The sequence below is a fragment of the Ralstonia sp. OTU4908 genome, from assembly GCF_038440115.1.
Taxonomy (GTDB): domain Bacteria; phylum Pseudomonadota; class Gammaproteobacteria; order Burkholderiales; family Burkholderiaceae; genus Ralstonia; species Ralstonia pickettii.
Map to the genome: position 1 here is coordinate 56652 of NZ_JASATD010000017.1, position 19477 is coordinate 76128.

Consider the following 19477-nt stretch of genomic DNA (forward strand, 5'->3'; position numbering starts at 1 on the left):
AGCGGTAGGCCAAGCTCGCCTGCGTCGGATGTCATCCACGCAGTCGCGCTCGGATTGGAACAGCGTTCGACGCGGTTGCCGGGGGGAATCGGCTGGGTTGCGCGAACCGGGTGAGGGACCATGTCGCCGGGCAGGTTTCGATGGTCGCCGCGTTAGGGAGTTAGGGAGGGGCGAGCAGAAAAGGGGTGGGCATCCTGCTAGGGGATGCCCACGCCTTTTTGTGTTGGCCTGCCAGGTCGGGCGGGCGTCACGGCATGACCTCGTGACCCGAGGCCAGGAAATCGACCACGGCGCCGCGATGCGTGGTGGTCGACCCGACGGCCGGCGCCGGGGGACTCAAGTCGACGCTGCCGTCACTGGGTTGCGTTGGCCCCCGTTGGCGCTGCATCGAGCTTGTCCTGCCATTCGCCGGCCGCGAAGCGGTCGGCCCATTCGCGCGCATTCCTGGCGCTGGTCAGTCGGTACACGTAATAGGAACGACCGGATTTTTCCGTGTACTCGTGTGAACTGGTGATGCGTCTTTCGTTGTAGGTATCACGATAGATGTAGATATCACGAAATCCGGCCGACCTCAGGGCGGCATTGACTGACTGGACGGTGCAGCGTGTTGGCGGTGTGAATATTTTCATTGGGTTAAATCTGTTTTGTACGTCTGTTTGTCGGTCGCACTACGCATTAATCAATGCGCACGTGCATAATTGGTTGGCGCCAAGAGCTCCCCGCTAATGGAGCTGTGGCGTTGAAAAAATGTCGGACCACCGGCCTGCGAAGAATTGCTCCAGCCACTCCTGAGCGTCTACGCAATCTGTAAATCTCGTGAAGGTATGCGTTTCTCCAAAGATGTCGAGCATCTCGAAAATCATGACGATGTTGTCTCCCCAAGGGGCGTCATGAATTTCAATAAAGCCGTAGCCAATCGATGCGAATTCTTCATTGACTGATTCGGCGCTGTAATATCTGTGCGTGGTAGGTTGCATGTTGGGTTGAATTAAGTGATTTCTTTTGCGCGAAAAATGTTGTTCTTGCTCGGCTCGTTGAATTCTATTCGTGATTTTTTCTTTTGTTAAGGTGCTTTTTTAGATTCAAATAAATACAAATTTAATCAAATGAAAATCCGGTTGAATCAATTTTTTGGATTGAGGGCGTTTGTCTTCAACTGGGGCCATCAGTTGTTCTCCAACGCTCGGAAGCAACTGCCTTGCAGGGCCCCCGGTACGGCCAAGTTTGTGGCCGTGGCGCACACGACATAACGCCATTGCGCTGCGTGACGTGGCCAGGCCGACGGCAGGTTTGGTCGCTGCAAGGCGCTGGCTCAGCGCTCTGGTGAGAAGCGGCCCCGGTCGGGGCCGCTGAATGACGCTATCGAGAAGATTTGCCCTTGGACCCACGCGTCTGCGTCAGTCCGAGTGCGCGCAGGGCGCGCACGATAGTCGTGAAACTGCCGTGCCCCAATTCCAACCGGACATTGACCGGCCCAATAGGCCGCCCCTGCTGTCGCAGCGCCTCGCAAGCGTGTTTCACGTCGTCGACCGTAATGCCGGGGCGTCCGCCCACATTCTTTTTCCCCATTGATGACCTCGTGGTTTCGACCCATGTCGAACTCACTGGCGTATAGGCACCGAGGTCCTGTGGTGCGTCGGTACGGAGCTGGCGCGGCGTCATCACCCCACGCGCGGCTTCGCAGCAGCGGCGGGGGCGGGAGGTTTCGTAATCAAAAGGCGTTGCCTGCCTGCGCGCATGGGAGGACCATGCTTCTTATTGGCAACAACGAGAAACGGCGATATCGAGCGAATAGATGAATTACGTACCCGCGATAACGCGCGGTGCTCACGTGATTTGTGGAAGAGATTTCGGTGCGGTTGGCGGCAGCGATTCGCCGAATGTCTGGCGTGCTCGACGCAATCGCGTTGCCCCAATTCCTCGAAGCGCGAAGCGGGTCATCGTGCCACTGACCTCGCTCCCGCCTTCAATCGACTAGCGTGCAGTCGATGTCGGAAGAGTACGTTTTTCCTTTTATATAGGCTCGGCAAGCCGTACGTTCGCTATGAAAATCTTGTTTTTGGACTACGACGGCTGTCTCCACGCGGACGACGTCTATCTCGTCGATGGGGTACCGGTGATGCGTAGGGACGGCGCACAAATTTTCGAGCACGCAAACTTGCTCGCAGAAATGTTGTCGCCATATCCGGACGTCCAGATTGTGCTCAGTACAAATTGGGTTGCCAAACTGGGATTTGTTCGGGCCAAACTGTATTTGCCTGCAGTGCTACAGCAACGCGTTGTGGGTACCACTCACGAGTTCCGTAGCGACGGGGGCGACCGGCTTGACCTCGCGGGGTGGCTCGAGCTCGCCCGATTTGACCAAATCATGAGATATGTGCGCGGTAAAGGGCTTGAAGCCTGGTTGGCGCTCGATGACGACAACAACTGCTGGCCCGAATCGTTCGAACATCATCTTGTTTGCCCGATGCCCCGCCTCGGACTCGGGGATGCGCGCGTTCAGACTGAACTGGCGGACAAGCTCGCGCAAATGTGCCGCAGCGGTGGGCACTGAAGCCAGGTGACTGCCTTTTTCCCAGCCGACAGACCGTGAAATGAGAGGGCGTGACCCATGTTAAAGGTGACCGTTGAATTGTGGCCGGGCGGTAGGGAAGACGGTCGCCGAGTGTTGGCAACCGCAGACATCGCGCGAATAAGGAGCGGTGCGCACGCGGACTACGACGTGATGCTGAACGAGGAAGTTTTAGGGGAAGTGGACAGCGGCACTTTGCATGAGTACCCACGCTACGCCGCGAGCGTCTGGGACCTTGTTGCGCGCGGCGTCGCTGCCGCGCTCTCCGGTCGGGAAGAATTGCCGACCCGCCCACAATCGCCGCGCGTTCCCGTGCATTGGAGTGGTGATGTCCCTTATGTACGCATGCGAGAGATTCCAGAGCCGGCTCAGGCGCTATTTCGGCGGAACATGCATTCATCGACTCTGCCGGTCATTGAGGGGGAGTCGGAGCCGATGGGTTGCGCGTACGCGTGGGACCTTGAGGCCTTTTTGGCGGGGCATCGCTAGTGTTGGCTGAAGCCTAGCTGGGGGAACTCATGTCTGTATGGGCGGCACGTCCCGTTGCTGAAGTGCCAGAAATCGTGTTGCAAGCTTGGCGAATCTTGGAAACACCGGCGGGCGATAGGCACCTTGTCGGCTTTCGCCCGGACCGTGGAACCGGGCGTGTGAGCTCGGCAATCGTTAGCCTCGATATGCACGCACGTGTTGGCATAACGCGCTCCGGCCGCAGATACCTCCTCGAGGGTCCGCCGGGCGCCGCAGTTGAGCACGGCGACTACGTGTGGTCGACCTGGTGCCGGGTCAACCGGGTTAGTTGCTATTGCGACGTCACCAACGACCTCCTCCTGAACTCTTAGTGGTAACGAAACCTCATGGCGGCGGAATTATTTGCGAGGGGCTACAAAGCTTGGTGCTCGCAACGCCCCGACGTCTATGAGGCGGTCGGATATATCGACGGTTATGAAATTCATTTCACTTCAGACACGCCCGATGCTGGAGAGCGGCAGTTTCGTCATATCGCCCAGCACGGGAGCGTCAGCTAAAGAGTTCGGCGGACAGGTATCACGACGTTTCCTTTGGTTGGATGCTTTACTGGCGTTGTGGTCCGTGCCAGCAGCGATAAGTCGGCATCTCAGAGTCATGGCACGTCGTTGACGCTCGGGCGGGGCATTGCCGCAATGAAATGGCTATTACAGTTCGCAGCGTCTCAAGAAAACGTCGACCGCGTTGCGACGCGGCTTGCCATTGTCGTCGCAGTTCTCGGGGCACTGGTTGCCGTAGTGACAATCGTGGCCATCGTTGCGAAGTAGTCGCCACTGTCGCCGCTTGCGATGAGGTCACATCATGGGACGCTGGCGAATGAGAGGCGCTGAATCCTCCGAGGCCGGGGCCGTACTGGGCGACCTGCTGCCGACAATCGCAGAAGCAGCCACTCGGCTGTCGGCAGCTACGGTGTCTCGCTCGCTTCACTCTTGTTTGTCGGGCAGATGCCGCCAAGACTGCTCACGCCATTGCTGGCTTTCGTCGAGACCAATCATGCCGTGAGCCAAGAGCGCGTCGACATGCGCCTTGGACACTGTGTAGCCGTGTCGGAAGCGGAAGTGGGCGGAATCAAGGAGTGCAGTTCCGAGGTCGCCGTCGATAAATACGCTTTCCTCCTCCGCTGCAATTCGCAGATTCTCGACGGCCAGGCGGAGTGGCTCGTGATACCAGTGTTCCTCTAGTACGTGGTTGGTGAACAACCAGTCATCGACGTCCCAGACTTCTAGCAAATGGTGGTTCAGGCTGTGCAGTTGAGACCGAAGTTCTTCTTCGGCCTCTTGGGCATCGTCGTCGGCTCGGCCAATAAAATTTCCGCCATTTTGATTGATGGTGACACCCTGGTAGATGCGTTCTGCTAGTGCCAGAAATTCCGACGATTCCAGCAACTCGGCAAGCGCTTTACCGCTGACGTTCGCAGGGATGCTGTAACGGCGAGCTCGCTGGTATGCGACGGCTACCGGGACTGCATTGCCGATTTCGCTGTAATAACCGACGTCTATAGCACCGTTCCTGCAGTCGATTTCGATGTATGCGGTTTGGGGTTCGAGTTCGCTAGCATAGCGGCAGTACAGCGGTGCTGATTTACTACGAAGCTCGTCGATATCAAATTCAAAATCCAAGAATGTTTTGATTTCCATTGCCAATCCATTAGTGTTATTGGTGCTCCTGTGCGAGGAGTTAATTCAATTTAACGCTACGTGGATTGGGTGGCAATGGGTTGTGAGGGGAGTTTTTATTTTTAAAAGATAGACAAAGATAACCAAACATATCCAAATGCAATCGTTGTGCAAGCGCAACAACTGTATTTGCAAGGATTGTTCCGGAGTGTCTGTGCGCTTGATAGCGGGACGGACGCCACGCAACTGAGGGACCGGCCGTGCGTGGGGGGGCGGCAGAGTTGACGGCGCTTATGCGCGAAACGGATTGCCGAGTTCGTCGGGCTCTGGCTCACCGGCGTTGTCTGTCGCAAGGAAGGGGATGAGAGTTCTGCTAGAGCGCGCGCTCGCCGACGACACCTCTGAGCAGGGGGCTTGAACTGCTAGCAAGTCGTGCAGAAGTTCGTCGAGGAAGGCCCTCATCACCGTACCGGTGATTATCGCTTCCTGGCAAGTTTCTCGCACATCTCGGTGACCCAGCGACGAACAAAGTCACGTCCGTCCCCGTCCAGCTTTGCCAGCATCTTGGAGATGTCCACGGCCTCATCCGCAGGTCGGCCCGTCGTAGTTCGCAGCAGTGACTCCAACGGAACGTTGAACACGTCTGCCAGTTGAATCAGGCGCGGCAGTGGCGGCAGGGTCGAGCCCCGCTCGAAGCGGCTGATGGTCTCCTGTTCGACGCCGAGCAGCTCGGCCAACTGCTCTTGGGTCAGCTCGCGGGCCATCCGCTCCCGCGCGATGGCTTTGCCCAGCCGGTTTGCAACTGCCTGTATCCGATTCGCTGTCGCCATTGCCACATCTGTTGTCGTGTAACGACATGGAGTGTCTGGCTGGCGCGCAAACAAGTTAACGACATAAAATATGGCAAAACAACATTATGTGTATGTTGAGCGGGCCGCGATGCTCACTCAGTAGGGGGAGTCCAAATGACGCGGGCAAAGCCACTGGGCAATGCCTGAGCGTCGTTGCGACCCGGCCGATAACAGGACCATGAGGGGTCAAGACAAAAATGAAGCATCTACTGTTGGCTGTTCTGGTTGCAGCCATGGGCACAGGTTGTGTCGCGCCGAATAGCGCCAGGCGGCCCACCACCACGGTGGCTTCGCAGCCCCAGAAGCCGGCCTTTCTTCCTACACCTCAGCCTGTTGGTGTCAACAAGGACCACTGCTATCTGAATCATCCAGCACAACCGAGGGGCTTGCCGAGCTTCGAGGGACTGGTTCTGCACGGCGGCATCGTGAACGGAAGCCAGTTCTACGCGTGCGCTCCGGGAGCGGCTCTGCAAGTTCAATCCGCCGATGAAGAGTTGATTGGGGAACTCATCACGTATGTGTGCGACCCGAGCAAACCGGTGACGAAAACTGCTGGCTGGACGGAAGGTACTGCAGGCGCGTTTTGCGCCTATCGGGATAACGGTATTCCGTCGTACGTACGCAGACTCCGCATCCAGGTTGTTCGATGAGCAGCGAGGGAGAGCGATGCCGATTCTGAATCGCGGCGCACTCGCATGCGGCCTGCTTTGTTTGGCTTCGCACGCTTTCGGCGCGGCAGCCGTGGCTGGTGCCGACACGCCGGAAGGGATTGCCTACTATTTCGTCGGTAGCCAACCCACTGTGGCCAAGGCGCGAGAATTGGCCTTGCGCAACTGCCGCAATGACGGCGGAACAAAGAGAAAGTGTTCCATCGCTGGTGCTACCGAGGGACCGAGATACTGGGCCGTGTTCCATGCAAGCAATGGTGCAATCGGGCTGGCTTGGAACCGCGACCGGCAAAAGGCCATCGACGAAGCGCATGCCGAATGTGGCAAACGCGGAGAGTGCCCAAACGAGGCCGCGCACGTCTGGTACGACGAGGGTCAGACGGTCGTGCAGGCGCCAGTGTCCTCGGGCAACTGCCGGCCGCCCACCGGCAAGGTTTTGCGGTCCGAAACGTACTGCGAGAACGGCGATTGCACAAGGCGATTTGAGAATGGCTGCGTTGTCCGTTTTCAAGCCGCCTATTGCTACGACCCGCTCGAGCAGAAGTTCGTGTGGAAGCCGGACGGTTGTTGAGAAGACCGTCGACGCCGACTCGATACGTCTCACTCAAGAAGCGGAAGGGGGGCGGTGGATTTAGCGATGCGCCTGCGTTACCGACTTCATCTTGGTGACGCCGTTCGGCAGATAGTTGCCTGCGGGGTAACTTTTGACCGAGCTATCGAGGACGCCAGGATTCCTGCGGCCGATGTCGAGTGGTTCCGCCAGATGTTGAATACGGAACTCCAGTATCTGGCGACCTACAACTATGCGCGCTTCAGACTGTCGGGCGAGGAGGTGCAGGATTGGATAGACAGAGGCCGGCCTCGATAACGCACATGGTCATGGAGTGGCGCATGAAACTGGAGGAAGTCGTCGTCGACGCGATTGCACAAGCGTTGTTGAAGCGATTCGACAAACTCAGTCGACCGAGCGTCGTCGCGGTTATGTCGATGCCCGCTACGGCAGTGGGGCATGAGTTCAAAAAGGCGCTGCGAGATGAACTCAAAAAACGGCGACGAACTGCCAAGGGCAGGCGGCTGAAGAGTGCCTAGTGCTTGTGGTGAGGCGAAGAAGCTGTCGGTATCTCTGAAGTGTGACGAGCACTGAATCCCCCAACGCAGGGTCTGCATCCATGTACAAATTTCTGCTTGCTATTGTGGTTGGCCTGGCGCTGGAAGGCTGCTCAGTTACCCGCGATGGCGTCCGCCTGGGAGTCGGGCCATCGACATCCGATATCGATAACGCTCGAAGCCAGCTTCAGCGAAATGCGGAGTCTTCGGCGGCGAAAAAGGTTGTCGCCGGGGCGTTGAATTCTCAAGCCACGGCAGGGCTGATTCTGGTGGGCGCAGTGGGGCCGTTACGCAAGCTTGACGAAGCTGAGCGTAACAAGGCCTATGCCGAGTATGTGCAGATTGCAGAGAAGTGGCATCCCGGACAGCCGGCCATCGTCTCTCAAAAGGACTTCGTTGCCGAAGTCGGCGGTTGGACGTCGATTGAGACGTTTAGCGTGCCCGGACTCTTTAACCTGCGTGCGCCGGTGGTGGTGCGCAATGCCGACCTGGACACGATTGGCTTTGCCTCCACCGCAGGGTCGATGTTTCTCGGAACGACGGGAGACCTTGTTGCCGCCAAGTCGAATCTCGATGGTCTTGTGCTGGTTGACCGCGTGCTGTGTAAGGACTCGGCGGCGGACTACCGTGATTGTGCTGCTCAATATCAGAGAGGGCGTTTCGACTTGTCGTCGGGCGCCGAGCTCGACCGCAGCATGAAACCCAAAGAGGACGGTGTACATATCGACACAATCACCTTCAAGGTTCTGCCCGCTAAAAATTGATGGGTAAGGACGCGATAGACGAGCACTTGGTACGAGTTGTCGCAGCATCCTGCTGTCTTCGCAGCGATGCTTGCGCTAGATTGATTTCACAATAAGGACAGCACATGAGGGGTAGTCGTACTGCAGCATCCGTATCCGCAATTGCAATGGCCGCCGCGCTGGCTGCATGCGGCGGTGGCGACAACGGCACGTCGTCGAGCGCTGGGGGCACGACGAGCACGGGTACCACTGGCGGCACGAGCACCGTTGCGTCGCAATCCGCCGCGACGGTAGCGAGCTTGGGCGCGACCCCACTGTCCACCAGTTCCACCCAGGATATCTACGACCTGACGGCCGCTATCGGCGATAGCTGGCGACTGACCGTCGACACTACCAACCCCAATGCGCCGACCTTCACCATCACGGTTCAATCGACGCAGTATGGGCTGAGCAGCACGAGCGCGGCGGCCGTCACCAAGACAGTGAACGGCGATTTCGTCTCCTACACGGGCTCGGGGCTCAACGTCACCGTCGACACGCGCACGAAAACCATCACAGGCACCGCAACGGTGGGCGGCAAAGCATCCACGGTGACCGGCACCGGCTACAGTGCGACGGATGGCACCAAGCTGGCGGGAACCTACGCCTATGCCGGGCGTACAACGAACACCGACGGCACTTCTCCATACCTCGCCGCCGGCGAGTTCAACATCGCAAGCGATGGCGCGACCGTGACGGTTTGCGAGAACGGTACGTTCAACGGCACTGGCTGTACCGCAGTGGGCAACAACGTCCTCACCACTCGCAACCTGACCATGGCCTACAACGCAACGTTGCCAGGGTTCGAGCTGAAGTCCAGCGGCACCCGCGTCGGGGTCGTACGTGTCGCCGCCGGTGACCGTGGCCCTGTCGTGCTCATTGACTGGTTCAACACGACGAGCTCCCCAGTTCGCACGGGCATCCTCGGTGGCGTGAAGCTGGCGACGCTGGCCGGTAACGAGTTCGATGGTTCGTGGGTCTGCTCGGATGGGTTGACGCCGACCGTGAGCGGGACTGCTGTCACGGCCGGCGGCGTGCAGTACGCCCTCGATTACAACAAGCTGCCCGTCCAAGCGACCACTGGCTATTCGGCCCTGGGTTTCAACGGCGTCGCGGCCGTGATGTCGAGCGCCACCTATATCGGTCACTTCGTCTTGCCACTGTCTGCGAGCATTGCGCTCTATGGCAAGGTAGGTACCAACTTCCTGGCAATCTGCGCCAAACGGTGAGCGCGGCCGCGCCGTCCGAAGTGAGGTGAGCCCGGAACACCCCAGGGGTTCGGGGCTCGCACGCGGATGTCATTTCGGCCGCAGTACAGCAGGGAGGCTGGGTTGTTGACTGCTGATGCCGCACCGCGCGATACGCGGTCGGCTACCTGGCAATCATGGCCACGATGGTTGCGATGGCGACTGGCACGCCGAGCAAGGCAACTCCAATCGCGAACCGCATCGCGACTCGGTCGATGTTCTCTTGTGACGCAGCGAAGCGAAGTAGCTTGTCCGTGAGTTTCATACCAAGAGCTATCACCGAAGGGAGGATGTTTCTGGAGCCGTCATTACCGCACACTTACTGTTTTGCTTGCAGCGAAGAAAAGCGCGGAGGGGGTGGTGCGACGCACAACCATCGGAATCATCATGGCAGTAGCCGGACAGTTCATGAGCGGTGTCGCGGTCTTTGCAGAACTTGTCGTCGCGCCTGCGCAAGCTTGTGACCCTGCCACCGTGAATGTCTGGCTTGCCACGGCGGCCATGGGGCCTTTGGTTGTTCTGGTTGGCGTCGCGTTTTATGTGGATGGACGGAGGAAGCAGTCCGGCGAATGGGACGCATGGCTGGCTGCCGAGAAGGATGCGAGGCGCAGAGCCGGCGAGCAGTAGAGGCTATGTAGTACTTGGAGGCAGAAGACGCTCATGCGATACCAGTTCACGCTCCGGTTCACGCTGCCCCCGTCTGACGCTGGCCATGACGATATTGTGGAGCGGTTGGGCGCAATAGGTTGCACCGATGCACTGGTGGGTATTGGTGTTGCTGGATATGTCTGCCTCGAATTCTGTCGCGAAGCGACATCAGCCACCGAAGCAATTCGTGCGGCGACGACCGATGTGAAAGCCGCCGTTCCCGGTGCAATTCTCGTCGCGGCCGAGTCGGAGTCGACAACAGGAGCACGTATCGGCATCGCAAAGGAGACCGGCGTATGAAATCAGAGACGGTTCTTATCGATGCGATTGAACAAGCGTTGTTGACGCGACTCGATGTGCTGAATCGACGTCAACTTGTCACTGCGCTATCGATTCCTGCGAATGCTCTTGGGCGAGAGTACAAGAAGGGGCTGCGAGCAGAGCAGCGCAAACAGCGTCGGGCCACAAGACGGCGGCAGCATGGAGGAGACGCGTGCATCTGAGTGCAGAACAAATACGCGCGCGGGAAGATGAGTACATCCGACGCAAGCAGGCGGAGGGGCTTGCTTGGGACACGCTTGAATTCAGCTACCTACGACGAGAATTGCGAGCAGACGTTTGGGACGCTGGTGGCAGCCTGCTGCCGGAGGCGGACGATTGACTGCATGGTCCGGTTGCCCCATCCGCGACAAGCTTGTTGCGGCACCCTCGCAGACGCTGGTGAGCATTCGCGAAGCCCTCGGCGGCAGGTGAATCAATGTCTCGCCGCAAAAGACAAAGCCGCCAACTAGGCGGCTTTTGAGGTTTGTGTCGGAACGGCGCCCGCAGTATCCCTTAGAGGCTAACGAGACTAGCTTTTTCAGCAGTTGGGCACCTGGTAGCGGCTTCCGCGAGATGTGTCGCGACGGCATGCCCATTGTGTCGTTGGATAGCGATGTACGACACGATAGAATCATTACCGCAAAGGCTACGTACAAGCGGGTGCAAAAAACGTAGCGCCACCTGGCCATCCAGGTCCCGCCTGGAGTGGAAGTTCTGCGCAAGCGTAGATAGAGAACCCCGCCTACGACGGCTGCCTCTTGGCAGCCGTCGGTCTTTGGGGCGTGGATGAATCCATCATCCACCATAAAGCGCCGATAGCGCCCAGTTGAGACGCCGACGCAGGATGTTCCCGGTGGCACTCCGAGCGTCGGGAGGCGAATTTGTCCAAACATTGCCAGTGCTCAATCGAAGTCGATGCGCGACAGTGAGCTTGTCGTCGGGATGGTCCTGGCGGCTCACTTAGGAGATTGAAATGAACGCATCCAACCAACCCGTGTACCCCGCGAACAAGCCCAGCGAGACGGGTAAACCGTCCGGCGGCGGTCGTAGCAACAACGTGCCGAAGGGCAAGTAAGCCCCAAATCGGTCAATGTCGCTACTAGGCGGCATTGACCTGCGGTAGCGCTAAGGCTTTCACTTCTTCGCCGTGCTCGCGGTGGTAGGCGAGCCAATATGGATAGCGGTCGGCCACCCAGGCCTCGAAACTCTTATGGCCAAAGGGGTAGTCCGGCCACGGCCATATCTTGACGACTTCGGGGCTGTCGGCCGCTAGGTGGGCAGCATCGACCAAGCGCTGCGCATAGTGGCCCAGCATGTTCAAGTTCTTGGCACACCAAAATTGCGGGTAGAGGAGTTCGTCCGACCGCTTCAAGCCATAGGCGTCCAGTAGGACGTGAAGGGTTGCCAAATCCGGACTATGTGTGCCGGCGCTCCAGCGATTGAGCGTGCTTTGGTCCAGTCCGGTCCGACTGCCTTCAAAGCTCGATAACACCCGCCCGATACTGTCCTTGCCCAGTCGACGTTGCAGCTCGTCATAGAACAGGCTGGTCGGATTGCGGCCAGGACGCGTGCTGGATGGCATCATGCAACTGAATACGGAGTCGCCGCCGGCAGCCAACTGCACATCCCACGCAGCCAGATAGCCCAGGTGAGCGTCCACGCTCATGGCGAATATCAGCGCGCGCAAATCGTCGAGCTGACTTGCGCGCCTGAACGCTTCGTACGCCTCCGGCCACAGGAGGTGCTTGAGCAATGGGTGCGTGGCGATGTAATCAGCAGTGCTGGGAAGGTCTCCGGCCAGGCCCATGTGCAACGCCGTGATGCCGGCACGCTCGAGGGCTATGAGGTAGAAGTGATGTTCCCTCCAGTCTTCCGGGCCCGTATCGAATCCGCGAAAGAGCCATTCAAAGCGGCTCCGCTCCTCCACCTTGGCTTTGGCAGCAGCGTCCCCTGCCAGTGCACGGTTGAATTCCTCCCACTGCGGTTGGCCGCCAAGCTTGGCGGAGAATTCTTCGAGCACGCCTGCCATCAATCGCATGCCTTTCACCTCATCCTGGCGCTCCTTCCGGAGGAAGCGAGTCAGGCGCTTCCAGGCCGCCGCGAGACCCAGAGTCGTGATTTCCCGCTGGGTGCCTACGCTGTATAGCTTCAGGTGCACATCTGGCGAGAACGCGAAGAGGCCAACTCGAGAGGGGGGGCCGGCTTACCCTCGAACGGGGTGTGGAAAACTGCGTTTGACCTTGCTTTCTTGGACATGGACTTCCCGAGCTGCTAGTCGCAAACCGACGTAGCGTTGACGGCGAACGTGTTCAGCAGCTTTCAGTATCTGGCGCGACGCCGACGCGTGCAACCCGCCCCACCTAGTCGCCAATCGCGCGCCCTTTGAGAGCAATTCGTCGTGCTAGGATTCTTCGACCCGAATGGAGGGCTTATGGCAGACCTGAACAGGCGACGCGTTGCAAAGAACCATGAGATTGCGGTCTCGCTCAGCGGCGACGGTGAGAGGGCATCTATCTTCGTGAAGACTCCCAGTGGCCGAGGTACCCACGAGGTTGTCGAGATAAGTGCCCTGCTGGATGGCGGCATGTCGGAAGGCGAAGCCCTGGACTTCATTGCCAAGGTGGTCGAGATTGGCGTGATGAGTAGCACCGAATTCGGCAATGGCTGATGCACTTACTGATGAAATGCCCAGCGCCCGAGAGTTCACGTTGAAAAAGCTTGTCGATGTCAGCGAGTCCGACCTTCGACAGAACGCCGTTTGGGCTTCGTACTACGAGCCAGACGACTTCGATACGCTGGCCGCTCTCGGGTATGACCCAAATGCGTGTAGGGAGAAGCTTGAGGCAATTGATTTCGCCGATTCGTACGTCTTTCCTTTGCCTAACTCGGCGCTCGCCGCATCCTTCAAATATCTGTACTGCGCGGTTGCAGCGGTAACAAGCCATGGTCGTACGTTACTGGGCTACCGGACCGGGCCCGCACTCTGCTTGTATTGTGGTGAGCATCGGTTTTGGTTCAACCCCAACGCGGCAGAACTTTCGCACGCGCAAGCGGACGGCTTGGCGAGCTTGCTTGGCGGCGAGGATATTTTCCCGGTTGCCCTTACAAATCTCGCATCAATGACTCGTGAAACGTTCGCGCTCAATCACAGTGCGTGAATGAGCCACAAATCCGGGCAAGCCTGTGAGGCTCCTGCCCGCCAAATGCGGCCGCTCATGGATTCTTTGGCTTCGCTTTACTAAGAATGCCGCTCGAAACAGTCCACTTCGATAGCATCTCCGGCGTAACTCCTTCATCGAAGAACCGTCGTCGGGTCACCCTCTTCAACTTCACCGCTGGCGCGCGCATAGAGTATTCCGTGCCCGCGCCTGGCACACCACGATTGTTGGCGGGCATGACAATCACGGCTTTCCTTGAGGAAGAGGGCAACTGGCAGACACTCGTGGGCTGGCGTGACCATGCGAACGGAGCGATTGTGTGCGATAGCGCAGCGGAGGAGACATTCCTATGTCTCGCCTTGCCTCCAATACTCCTGTTCCTCGCGAGCACCGCTTGGCGACAGCCGGCCAGCCTGTTGGCGGTCGTTATCTTGGCGGCCTACCTCGTTTGGGCAATCAAACGCGTTCGAATGGTGCGACACGCCCGCACTTTGCTGAAGGCATTGCCATTGCCAAAAGCCATCGTTTAACCGCCGTCCGCTCTCGGCCGCGAACGGTCGCTCCGGTATGCATAAAATGGCCGGGCATATTGACCAAGTTAGCCTCTGATGGAACTAACAACCGAGCAAGCAAAGGAAATTGCCCAACGTGCCATCACCGAGGCAGGTTGGGACAGCAACGAAGCGATTGTTGTCGACGAATACACCCAAGAGTTCGATGTCGGCTGGGTCTTCTGCTACCAGTCAGCCCGTTTTCTCAGAACGGGAGAATTTGGTTTCCAACTGGTCGGAAATGCCCCCTTCTTTGTTAGTCGCCTAGATGGGTATGCCGCTTTCATCAGTTACCTCAGACCCGTTGTCGAATCCATCGAAGCATTCCGCGCCTGCGGAGATGCGAATGCATATCAAGTCGCGCAGGTTCGCCTTACGGGATGGTTGCCGGGAGCACAGAAGGTGGAAGCGACACGGCTGATTCGCAAGTTCGCGCCGCTAGGTCTTGAGGAGGCCAAACGAGCCGTCGATTGTTGTCTGGCCTCGCAGAACACCGTCATCGAAACCTCTGACGTAGCGTCTGCGAACTGCCTAGTAGCCCGCCTTGCAGAAATTGGATTTCTCAGTGCCGTTGTGTATCGCACTGCGGTTGCATAAAACCATGTCCCTCGCACCATCAATCAGCTCATCAGATGGCGGCCAGTTGCCCGAATTCGCCGGGTTGTGGCAGTGTTGCAGTCATTCTAGATTGGCGGAACTTTGCTCTATGACTGGAAGCGACTTCTGCGCGCGCGCCGTTGCTTACTTGAAGCCCATGGTGCAAGACTCATCACCCGCAATTTCGCTATCGCGAGGGGATTCCCCCGTTTTTCAGCCTTTTACTGACGACCTGCGGCTTTCGTACCTCGTGGACGCGGACAGTCATTTCGAGTACGTCCAACATCGGCACCTGGACCAAGAAGGTGTATCAGTTGACCAGCTCCACTCGATGGCTGTTTCGAATCTTCAGGCCCTAGCTGAAGAAAAGCTGGTCGTCCGCGAGTACGGCGCCATCTATGTCGCACTCATGGGCGGCAACTTCGAAGCTAGTCTTCTTGCGCTTGATGTCATGTGGAATCACTGGTGCGCGCAACTTGTTCGGGAGCGTTTTGTTGCGGTTGCACCAGCACGTGACCTGCTCGCATTCTGCGACTCATCTTCGGCGCAAGGTCTAATGGAACTTCAGCAGGTCGTGGAGCGTTCTGAAAATTGCGACCACAAGCTGCACCCTTACTTGTATCAACGTGCAGGCGCTAGATGGCAGCAAGTCATCCAATGAAACTCGAAGTCGAAGGTAAAGCCGGCATTAGCAATCCGACTGCGGCGCAGGTCGCTAGAGCGATTCGGTCGCTCAAAAGCTATGGGCGGTCCTCCTATGCCTCTTTGACGAATGAGTCAGGCAACTACGTCCAGGTCGCCGGTGGTGGCATAAGTTGCATGGTTGAGCTATTCGACGTGCCGACAGAGGTTCGCTCCAGGGCATTCCATGACAAGCCGAACGCCGCCCGCCCTGGTGGAACCATCCTGGTCTTCGGAGCCGGCAACATTCCGATGCGCTCCGACGAGTGGTTCATGGCGAACCAGGTTGTCGAAATTTTTCTTGCGTTCCACGCCACTGCGCCATTTCCGAGCTACGTCAGTTGGCGTCCGGCGCCGGGGTTTTAGCCGCCGTCCGCTTTCGGCCACGAGCGGGTGGACCATGCGTTAGTACCCTCCAACGTTGGAAGTACATATGCCAAGATATTCTCAGGACTACCTTATGCAGTTGCTGGCGAGCTCGGAATTTGACGCGCTTGTCGAGCTTCAGGGCATCTTGTTGAGTTGGCCCGGCATTGACGCGCGCAAGCCCGACTACGGCGCTCCTCCCTCTGCTTTTGCGTTTATCGAAGCGCTCACCTGGTTCTCCCAGACGATACGTTCTGGGGCCTGGACATACTTCGAGGCGGTGCCGCTCGAAAAGCAGACGGCCATGCTGGGTGCGCTTCGAGTTTTGGCGCCACCAGAGGTTACTCAGATGTACAAGCTCGGAATGGAGCACTGGCGAGATGCCGACACAATGAAGAAGCTTGACTGTTGGGTGATGGACAATGAGTCCACGTGCAACGCTTGGCTCCGCGCTCTGGTACAGCTACATAAAAACGAGCTTATTCCTATGTGCGAGGCTTCATGACGAGCAGCATCTGTGCGGCGTGAGAACTGTTTGCAGTGCGCCTGGCTGAGGCGGGCCGCCGTCGCGGTGGCAGGCAGCAGTCGGCCAGGAGCGGTCGCTGACACTACGCCATGGACCATTGCCCCGACGCCCCTGGCTGGCTGCCCATTCAATGCGCTGAAGTTTCGCCTTAAGCCAGCATCCACTCCAACCGCTACTGACCTGTTCAATACCTATATGGTGAACCCGCCATGAGACAGAAAATATCTTCTGATTCGGAAGTCAACCGCCTATTCGAGCGCGCATGCACGAATATGCAATCACTATTTGGCTATTCTGAAGCTGCCGCGTGGTCGCTGTTGGCCGAATACCATCGATTATTTACCGATAAGTCGTACTGCGAAGAATTGGGGATTGGAGTTCAAGACGACGATTTCTTCTTTCACGAGGCCCCGATGGGAATGGCCTTACGAGTACACTATTTTGTGGGTCTCAAAGGTACGCCGAGCCAGAGCGATTTCCTAGACTGGCGGAGAGATACCGTGAAGCGCTTGAAGGAGTAGTAGCTTGGCAGTCTGCCGTCGTCCGCTTTCGGCCAAGAGCGGTCATCGACACCGATAGAGAGAGTGTGGAACTTATGAAGGTAAGGCAGCGGAAGGTCGAACGTGCGCTCGCAATGCTTAGCGGAATCCTATACATCGTTTGCTTAGCTACGCCCGCATATCATCCCGCAATGGGTTATGCCGAAGCCGGGGTTTATTACGGCTGGGCAGCTCTATTGCTTGGACCTATTGGACTCTTCGCCGGTCACTTTTCATGGTTGGCGAACCCAATACTATGGAGTTCGTGGATTGCACTTCAGAAGGGCCATTTTTATGCTGCTTTTACCACTGCTGTTGTTGCGATAGCAGTGGCTCTCACGTTTCTTGCCGGAAAGACAATCGCAGTGGGAGACTCGGGCGAATTCCCGTACGAAGTGCGCTTCGGCTACTACGTTTGGCTCGCCAGCATTGCGCTTGCAGGAGCCGTCGCAGCGATTCACATTGTCCGGAGAGACATCAAGAAAGCAGCGGCTGTAGCCACTCGGAGCTGAGACCTCAGAATATGCCGATGATGACCAGAGCTCCCTTGTTACTGACTGCTTCGGTCCTAGCATGCGGTGGCGTCGCTCATGCAAGTACCGATTGCGGCAATCCTGTTACCTCGGCCGATGTCGCGGAATGTGCTGACCGAGAGAATTTGGTAACTGGGCAAAAGTTGGGCGCTGTCTATTCGCAAGTTCTCATGGGCCTGAGGAAGGTCGACAAAGAATACGGTCACTCATACCCCAATCGCCCGCCGTTGCACGCAGCCGAAAGCTTCGCGGCAGCACAACGCGCATGGCTGAACTTTCGTCGCCAGTCGTGTCATGTCGAGGAGCTTGTTGTTCGCAATAGCAACCCGAGTAGGGGCGACCAATCAGCTATTGCAGTCGCCGCTTGCGAGAGCAGGTTGTCGTCCGCGCGAGTGGCCGAGCTGGAGAGCTTAGTCACCACGTATGACATTTCCGCCAGCAAGGACGACCGCCAGTAGCGGCGAAGAGGTAGCCACCGTCCGCCTTCGGTCAAGAGCAGACGCTGCAGCCCCTTGGAATACAGAAGCGCTACTTTCGTGTGCACCGGCAGTGTGTTCGACCTTTGACACAGAAAGTACCAGCGCACCGCTAGCGGTGCGCTGGGTAACTTCCACTTGCCCAATGGACCAATAGATGGACTTCATCGAATCGTTGAAGCGGTTATGGACACCTCCAGCGAACCCTGAAGATTTGAGCTCTTCCACGAGAGCATTGCTCGCACGGCTTGAGGCGGTAGACTGGTTTGCCAACGTTGGCATGCCGATGGATGTTGGACCAGACATACAGCAGCTCTCAGGGTGGTCAGAGGCGATTGAAGTTTGCTCTTCGCCTCAGTCAGAGGATGCGGCCTTGGAGGCGCAGAATGAGCTCACCATGAAATTGCACGCTCGTCACCTCCAGGCCTATCAAGCTTGGAACTCCAAAGTACTGAGACTCAAGCCAATTGTGGTCAAGCTCGTTGCCACTAAATTGGCAGCGCCTTCGACGCGAGCCAGCGTTCCGGATGACATAGAGCGGGCGTTTGGAGACTCGGTACGCTGGGACCTGCTCGGGCTATGCATGTCCTATGAGTACGAACATTTGGTGCCAGTCTCAAAGTACTACACACTGGTTGAAGAGCAGTACTTGGCTGGCCGCTTCCCGTGCGGCTGGGTTGGCCAAGTGCCGGACGATATGGCGGGGTCCTTCGAGCTAGGAAAGCTGGCCGTCCTATAGAAAGCTTTGCAGCGGGAATCGTGGGAGATGATTGATGGGTGTAGCACTTGCAGGAATTGCGTTTCGTTCAAAGGACGCGAGTCAGTCGGTTGAGGCGTTGGTATCGAATCTATTCGCGTCTCCATGCTACGAAATCGCGGCCCCTCGCGGGCGGGAGTTTGACATCCGCCGTCCTACGGACGTGATGGTCGAGTTCTTCGATGACGTATGTTTCGTCTACAGCGATGCGTTGATTTGGGACGTTCTGGACAACCCGGATGCGGATGTCGGACATATTGCAGCCAAGCTGGGCAACCCGGAAGTCCTTCTCGGATTCTGCCATTACGATTCGGGCGGCTCATATGGGTACGTGTTTGTCGAAAATGGGGTTCGGACTCGCTCCCGTCTGCAAACGACCGACTTACCCAATCACCCTCCAATCCAGGAGCATGGAGTTCCGAAGGCATTCGAGACACGCTGGCTATCAGCACCGTCTTATCTCGAAGAGGACGAATCCGCTCCACCCGAAGACCTCGTTCGAGTCTATTACTTGGAAGCGGAAAATCTCCACGTAGCGGACTTCGCGTTGACCAGTCACCTGCTATACGAGGCGCTCATCGAGAACTTCGGAGTTTGCCCGTGGGGTTCGGACGCACGCTCCAAGCCACGCTTCTTTAAGCTGGGAACGAAGGCGACCGAGTCAACCCCGTCGAACGAGGTGGTCGATAAGGCAAACGGAGAAAGAGATTCCGAACAATCGAAAGCCTTCGGCACGCCCGGCCAAATGTCACATGGAACGTCGAAGCGTTTCAGCCTAGCATCCGTGTTGAACCTGCTGCGCAGGCGTTGAAGTTAGCAGTCCGCACTCGGCCAACAGCGGACCTACGCGTATGGCGACAAACATGGGACGAGAAACGAAAGAGCTAGTAGAGGTGTTAGCTATCCGCTTAAGGGATGTGGTGTGAGTGCCGGCGCTCTATGCTTGGAGCACTTAG

General features: G+C 57.7%; 24 protein-coding genes. 19 read left to right on the forward strand and 5 right to left on the reverse strand.

The window, feature by feature from the left end:
• Positions 1 to 353 precede the first annotated feature (353 nt).
• The gene (locus AAHM38_RS15835; protein ID WP_012762995.1) at positions 354 to 629 is read right to left on the reverse strand and encodes a hypothetical protein; all 276 of its coding nucleotides are present in this window, start codon (positions 627 to 629) and stop codon (positions 354 to 356) included.
• A 93-nt stretch (positions 630 to 722) separates the two neighbouring features.
• On the reverse strand, positions 723 to 977 hold the full coding sequence (locus tag AAHM38_RS15840) for a hypothetical protein (RefSeq protein ID WP_012762994.1): 255 nt from the start codon (positions 975 to 977) through the stop codon (positions 723 to 725).
• Between the two features lie 1067 nt (positions 978 to 2044).
• Here AAHM38_RS15840 and AAHM38_RS15845 point away from each other — a divergent pair.
• Entirely contained in the window at positions 2045 to 2554 is a 510-nt protein-coding gene (locus tag AAHM38_RS15845) for an HAD domain-containing protein (protein ID WP_012762992.1), read from the forward strand.
• A gap of 1466 nt (positions 2555 to 4020) precedes the next feature.
• Here the strand turns inward: AAHM38_RS15845 and AAHM38_RS15850 are convergent.
• Together AAHM38_RS15850 and AAHM38_RS15855 are read right to left on the reverse strand one after the other, a co-directional pair.
• Positions 4021 to 4734 (reverse strand): hypothetical protein, encoded by a 714-nt coding sequence (locus tag AAHM38_RS15850; RefSeq protein WP_012762990.1) that lies wholly within the window; start codon positions 4732 to 4734, stop codon positions 4021 to 4023.
• Between the two features lie 455 nt (positions 4735 to 5189).
• Positions 5190 to 5549, reverse strand: a complete 360-nt coding sequence (locus AAHM38_RS15855; protein ID WP_375139916.1) for a helix-turn-helix domain-containing protein — start codon at positions 5547 to 5549, stop codon at positions 5190 to 5192.
• 212 nt (positions 5550 to 5761) lie between these two features.
• Between AAHM38_RS15855 and AAHM38_RS15860 the strand changes: the two genes are divergently transcribed.
• From AAHM38_RS15860 to AAHM38_RS15890, 7 genes are all read left to right on the forward strand, one after another.
• Positions 5762 to 6214, forward strand: coding sequence for a hypothetical protein (locus AAHM38_RS15860; RefSeq protein ID WP_146049741.1), 453 nt, complete (start codon positions 5762 to 5764; stop codon positions 6212 to 6214).
• Positions 6215 to 6230: 16 nt separating this feature from the next.
• On the forward strand, positions 6231 to 6803 hold the full coding sequence (locus AAHM38_RS15865; protein ID WP_012762988.1) for a DUF4189 domain-containing protein: 573 nt from the start codon (positions 6231 to 6233) through the stop codon (positions 6801 to 6803).
• Between the two features lie 320 nt (positions 6804 to 7123).
• The gene (locus AAHM38_RS15870) at positions 7124 to 7321 is read left to right on the forward strand and encodes a hypothetical protein (protein WP_012762986.1); all 198 of its coding nucleotides are present in this window, start codon (positions 7124 to 7126) and stop codon (positions 7319 to 7321) included.
• 80 nt (positions 7322 to 7401) lie between these two features.
• Positions 7402 to 8103, forward strand: a complete 702-nt coding sequence (locus AAHM38_RS15875; RefSeq protein WP_012762985.1) for a hypothetical protein — start codon at positions 7402 to 7404, stop codon at positions 8101 to 8103.
• Between the two features lie 104 nt (positions 8104 to 8207).
• Entirely contained in the window at positions 8208 to 9350 is a 1143-nt protein-coding gene (locus tag AAHM38_RS15880; protein ID WP_012762984.1) for a hypothetical protein, read from the forward strand.
• Positions 9351 to 9755: 405 nt separating this feature from the next.
• Positions 9756 to 9995 (forward strand): hypothetical protein, encoded by a 240-nt coding sequence (locus tag AAHM38_RS15885; RefSeq protein WP_182552941.1) that lies wholly within the window; start codon positions 9756 to 9758, stop codon positions 9993 to 9995.
• 33 nt (positions 9996 to 10028) lie between these two features.
• Positions 10029 to 10316 (forward strand): hypothetical protein, encoded by a 288-nt coding sequence (locus AAHM38_RS15890; protein ID WP_012762981.1) that lies wholly within the window; start codon positions 10029 to 10031, stop codon positions 10314 to 10316.
• 1120 nt (positions 10317 to 11436) lie between these two features.
• Here the strand turns inward: AAHM38_RS15890 and AAHM38_RS15895 are convergent.
• Entirely contained in the window at positions 11437 to 12375 is a 939-nt protein-coding gene (locus AAHM38_RS15895; RefSeq protein WP_342234297.1) for a helix-turn-helix transcriptional regulator, read from the reverse strand.
• A gap of 393 nt (positions 12376 to 12768) precedes the next feature.
• On the opposite strand from AAHM38_RS15895, the gene AAHM38_RS15900 reads away from it, so the two are divergent.
• The 11 genes from AAHM38_RS15900 (at position 12769) to AAHM38_RS15950 (ending at position 19332) form a co-directional block, all read left to right on the forward strand.
• A complete protein-coding gene (locus AAHM38_RS15900) occupies positions 12769 to 13005 on the forward strand; it encodes a hypothetical protein (protein ID WP_012762977.1) in 237 nt (78 codons plus the stop codon).
• Positions 12998 to 13495, forward strand: coding sequence for a hypothetical protein (locus AAHM38_RS15905; RefSeq protein WP_012762976.1), 498 nt, complete (start codon positions 12998 to 13000; stop codon positions 13493 to 13495). Before AAHM38_RS15900 ends, AAHM38_RS15905 begins: the two co-directional genes overlap by 8 nt.
• Before the next feature lie 86 nt (positions 13496 to 13581).
• Positions 13582 to 14025: a hypothetical protein gene (locus AAHM38_RS15910; protein ID WP_146049739.1), complete on the forward strand. Its 444-nt coding sequence runs from the start codon at positions 13582 to 13584 to the stop codon at positions 14023 to 14025.
• 78 nt (positions 14026 to 14103) lie between these two features.
• Positions 14104 to 14643: a YrhB domain-containing protein gene (locus AAHM38_RS15915; protein WP_012762975.1), complete on the forward strand. Its 540-nt coding sequence runs from the start codon at positions 14104 to 14106 to the stop codon at positions 14641 to 14643.
• Positions 14644 to 14647: 4 nt separating this feature from the next.
• The gene (locus AAHM38_RS15920; RefSeq protein WP_012762974.1) at positions 14648 to 15304 is read left to right on the forward strand and encodes a DUF1444 family protein; all 657 of its coding nucleotides are present in this window, start codon (positions 14648 to 14650) and stop codon (positions 15302 to 15304) included.
• Positions 15301 to 15690: a hypothetical protein gene (locus tag AAHM38_RS15925; protein ID WP_012762973.1), complete on the forward strand. Its 390-nt coding sequence runs from the start codon at positions 15301 to 15303 to the stop codon at positions 15688 to 15690. Before AAHM38_RS15920 ends, AAHM38_RS15925 begins: the two co-directional genes overlap by 4 nt.
• A gap of 94 nt (positions 15691 to 15784) precedes the next feature.
• The gene (locus AAHM38_RS15930) at positions 15785 to 16195 is read left to right on the forward strand and encodes a hypothetical protein (protein WP_012762972.1); all 411 of its coding nucleotides are present in this window, start codon (positions 15785 to 15787) and stop codon (positions 16193 to 16195) included.
• A 712-nt stretch (positions 16196 to 16907) separates the two neighbouring features.
• Positions 16908 to 17267 (forward strand): hypothetical protein, encoded by a 360-nt coding sequence (locus tag AAHM38_RS15935; RefSeq protein ID WP_146049738.1) that lies wholly within the window; start codon positions 16908 to 16910, stop codon positions 17265 to 17267.
• Between the two features lie 20 nt (positions 17268 to 17287).
• The gene (locus AAHM38_RS15940) at positions 17288 to 17746 is read left to right on the forward strand and encodes a lysozyme inhibitor LprI family protein (protein ID WP_258035472.1); all 459 of its coding nucleotides are present in this window, start codon (positions 17288 to 17290) and stop codon (positions 17744 to 17746) included.
• 175 nt (positions 17747 to 17921) lie between these two features.
• Positions 17922 to 18503: a hypothetical protein gene (locus AAHM38_RS15945; RefSeq protein WP_012762969.1), complete on the forward strand. Its 582-nt coding sequence runs from the start codon at positions 17922 to 17924 to the stop codon at positions 18501 to 18503.
• Between the two features lie 34 nt (positions 18504 to 18537).
• Positions 18538 to 19332, forward strand: coding sequence for a hypothetical protein (locus AAHM38_RS15950; RefSeq protein ID WP_012762968.1), 795 nt, complete (start codon positions 18538 to 18540; stop codon positions 19330 to 19332).
• Positions 19333 to 19477 lie beyond the last annotated feature (145 nt).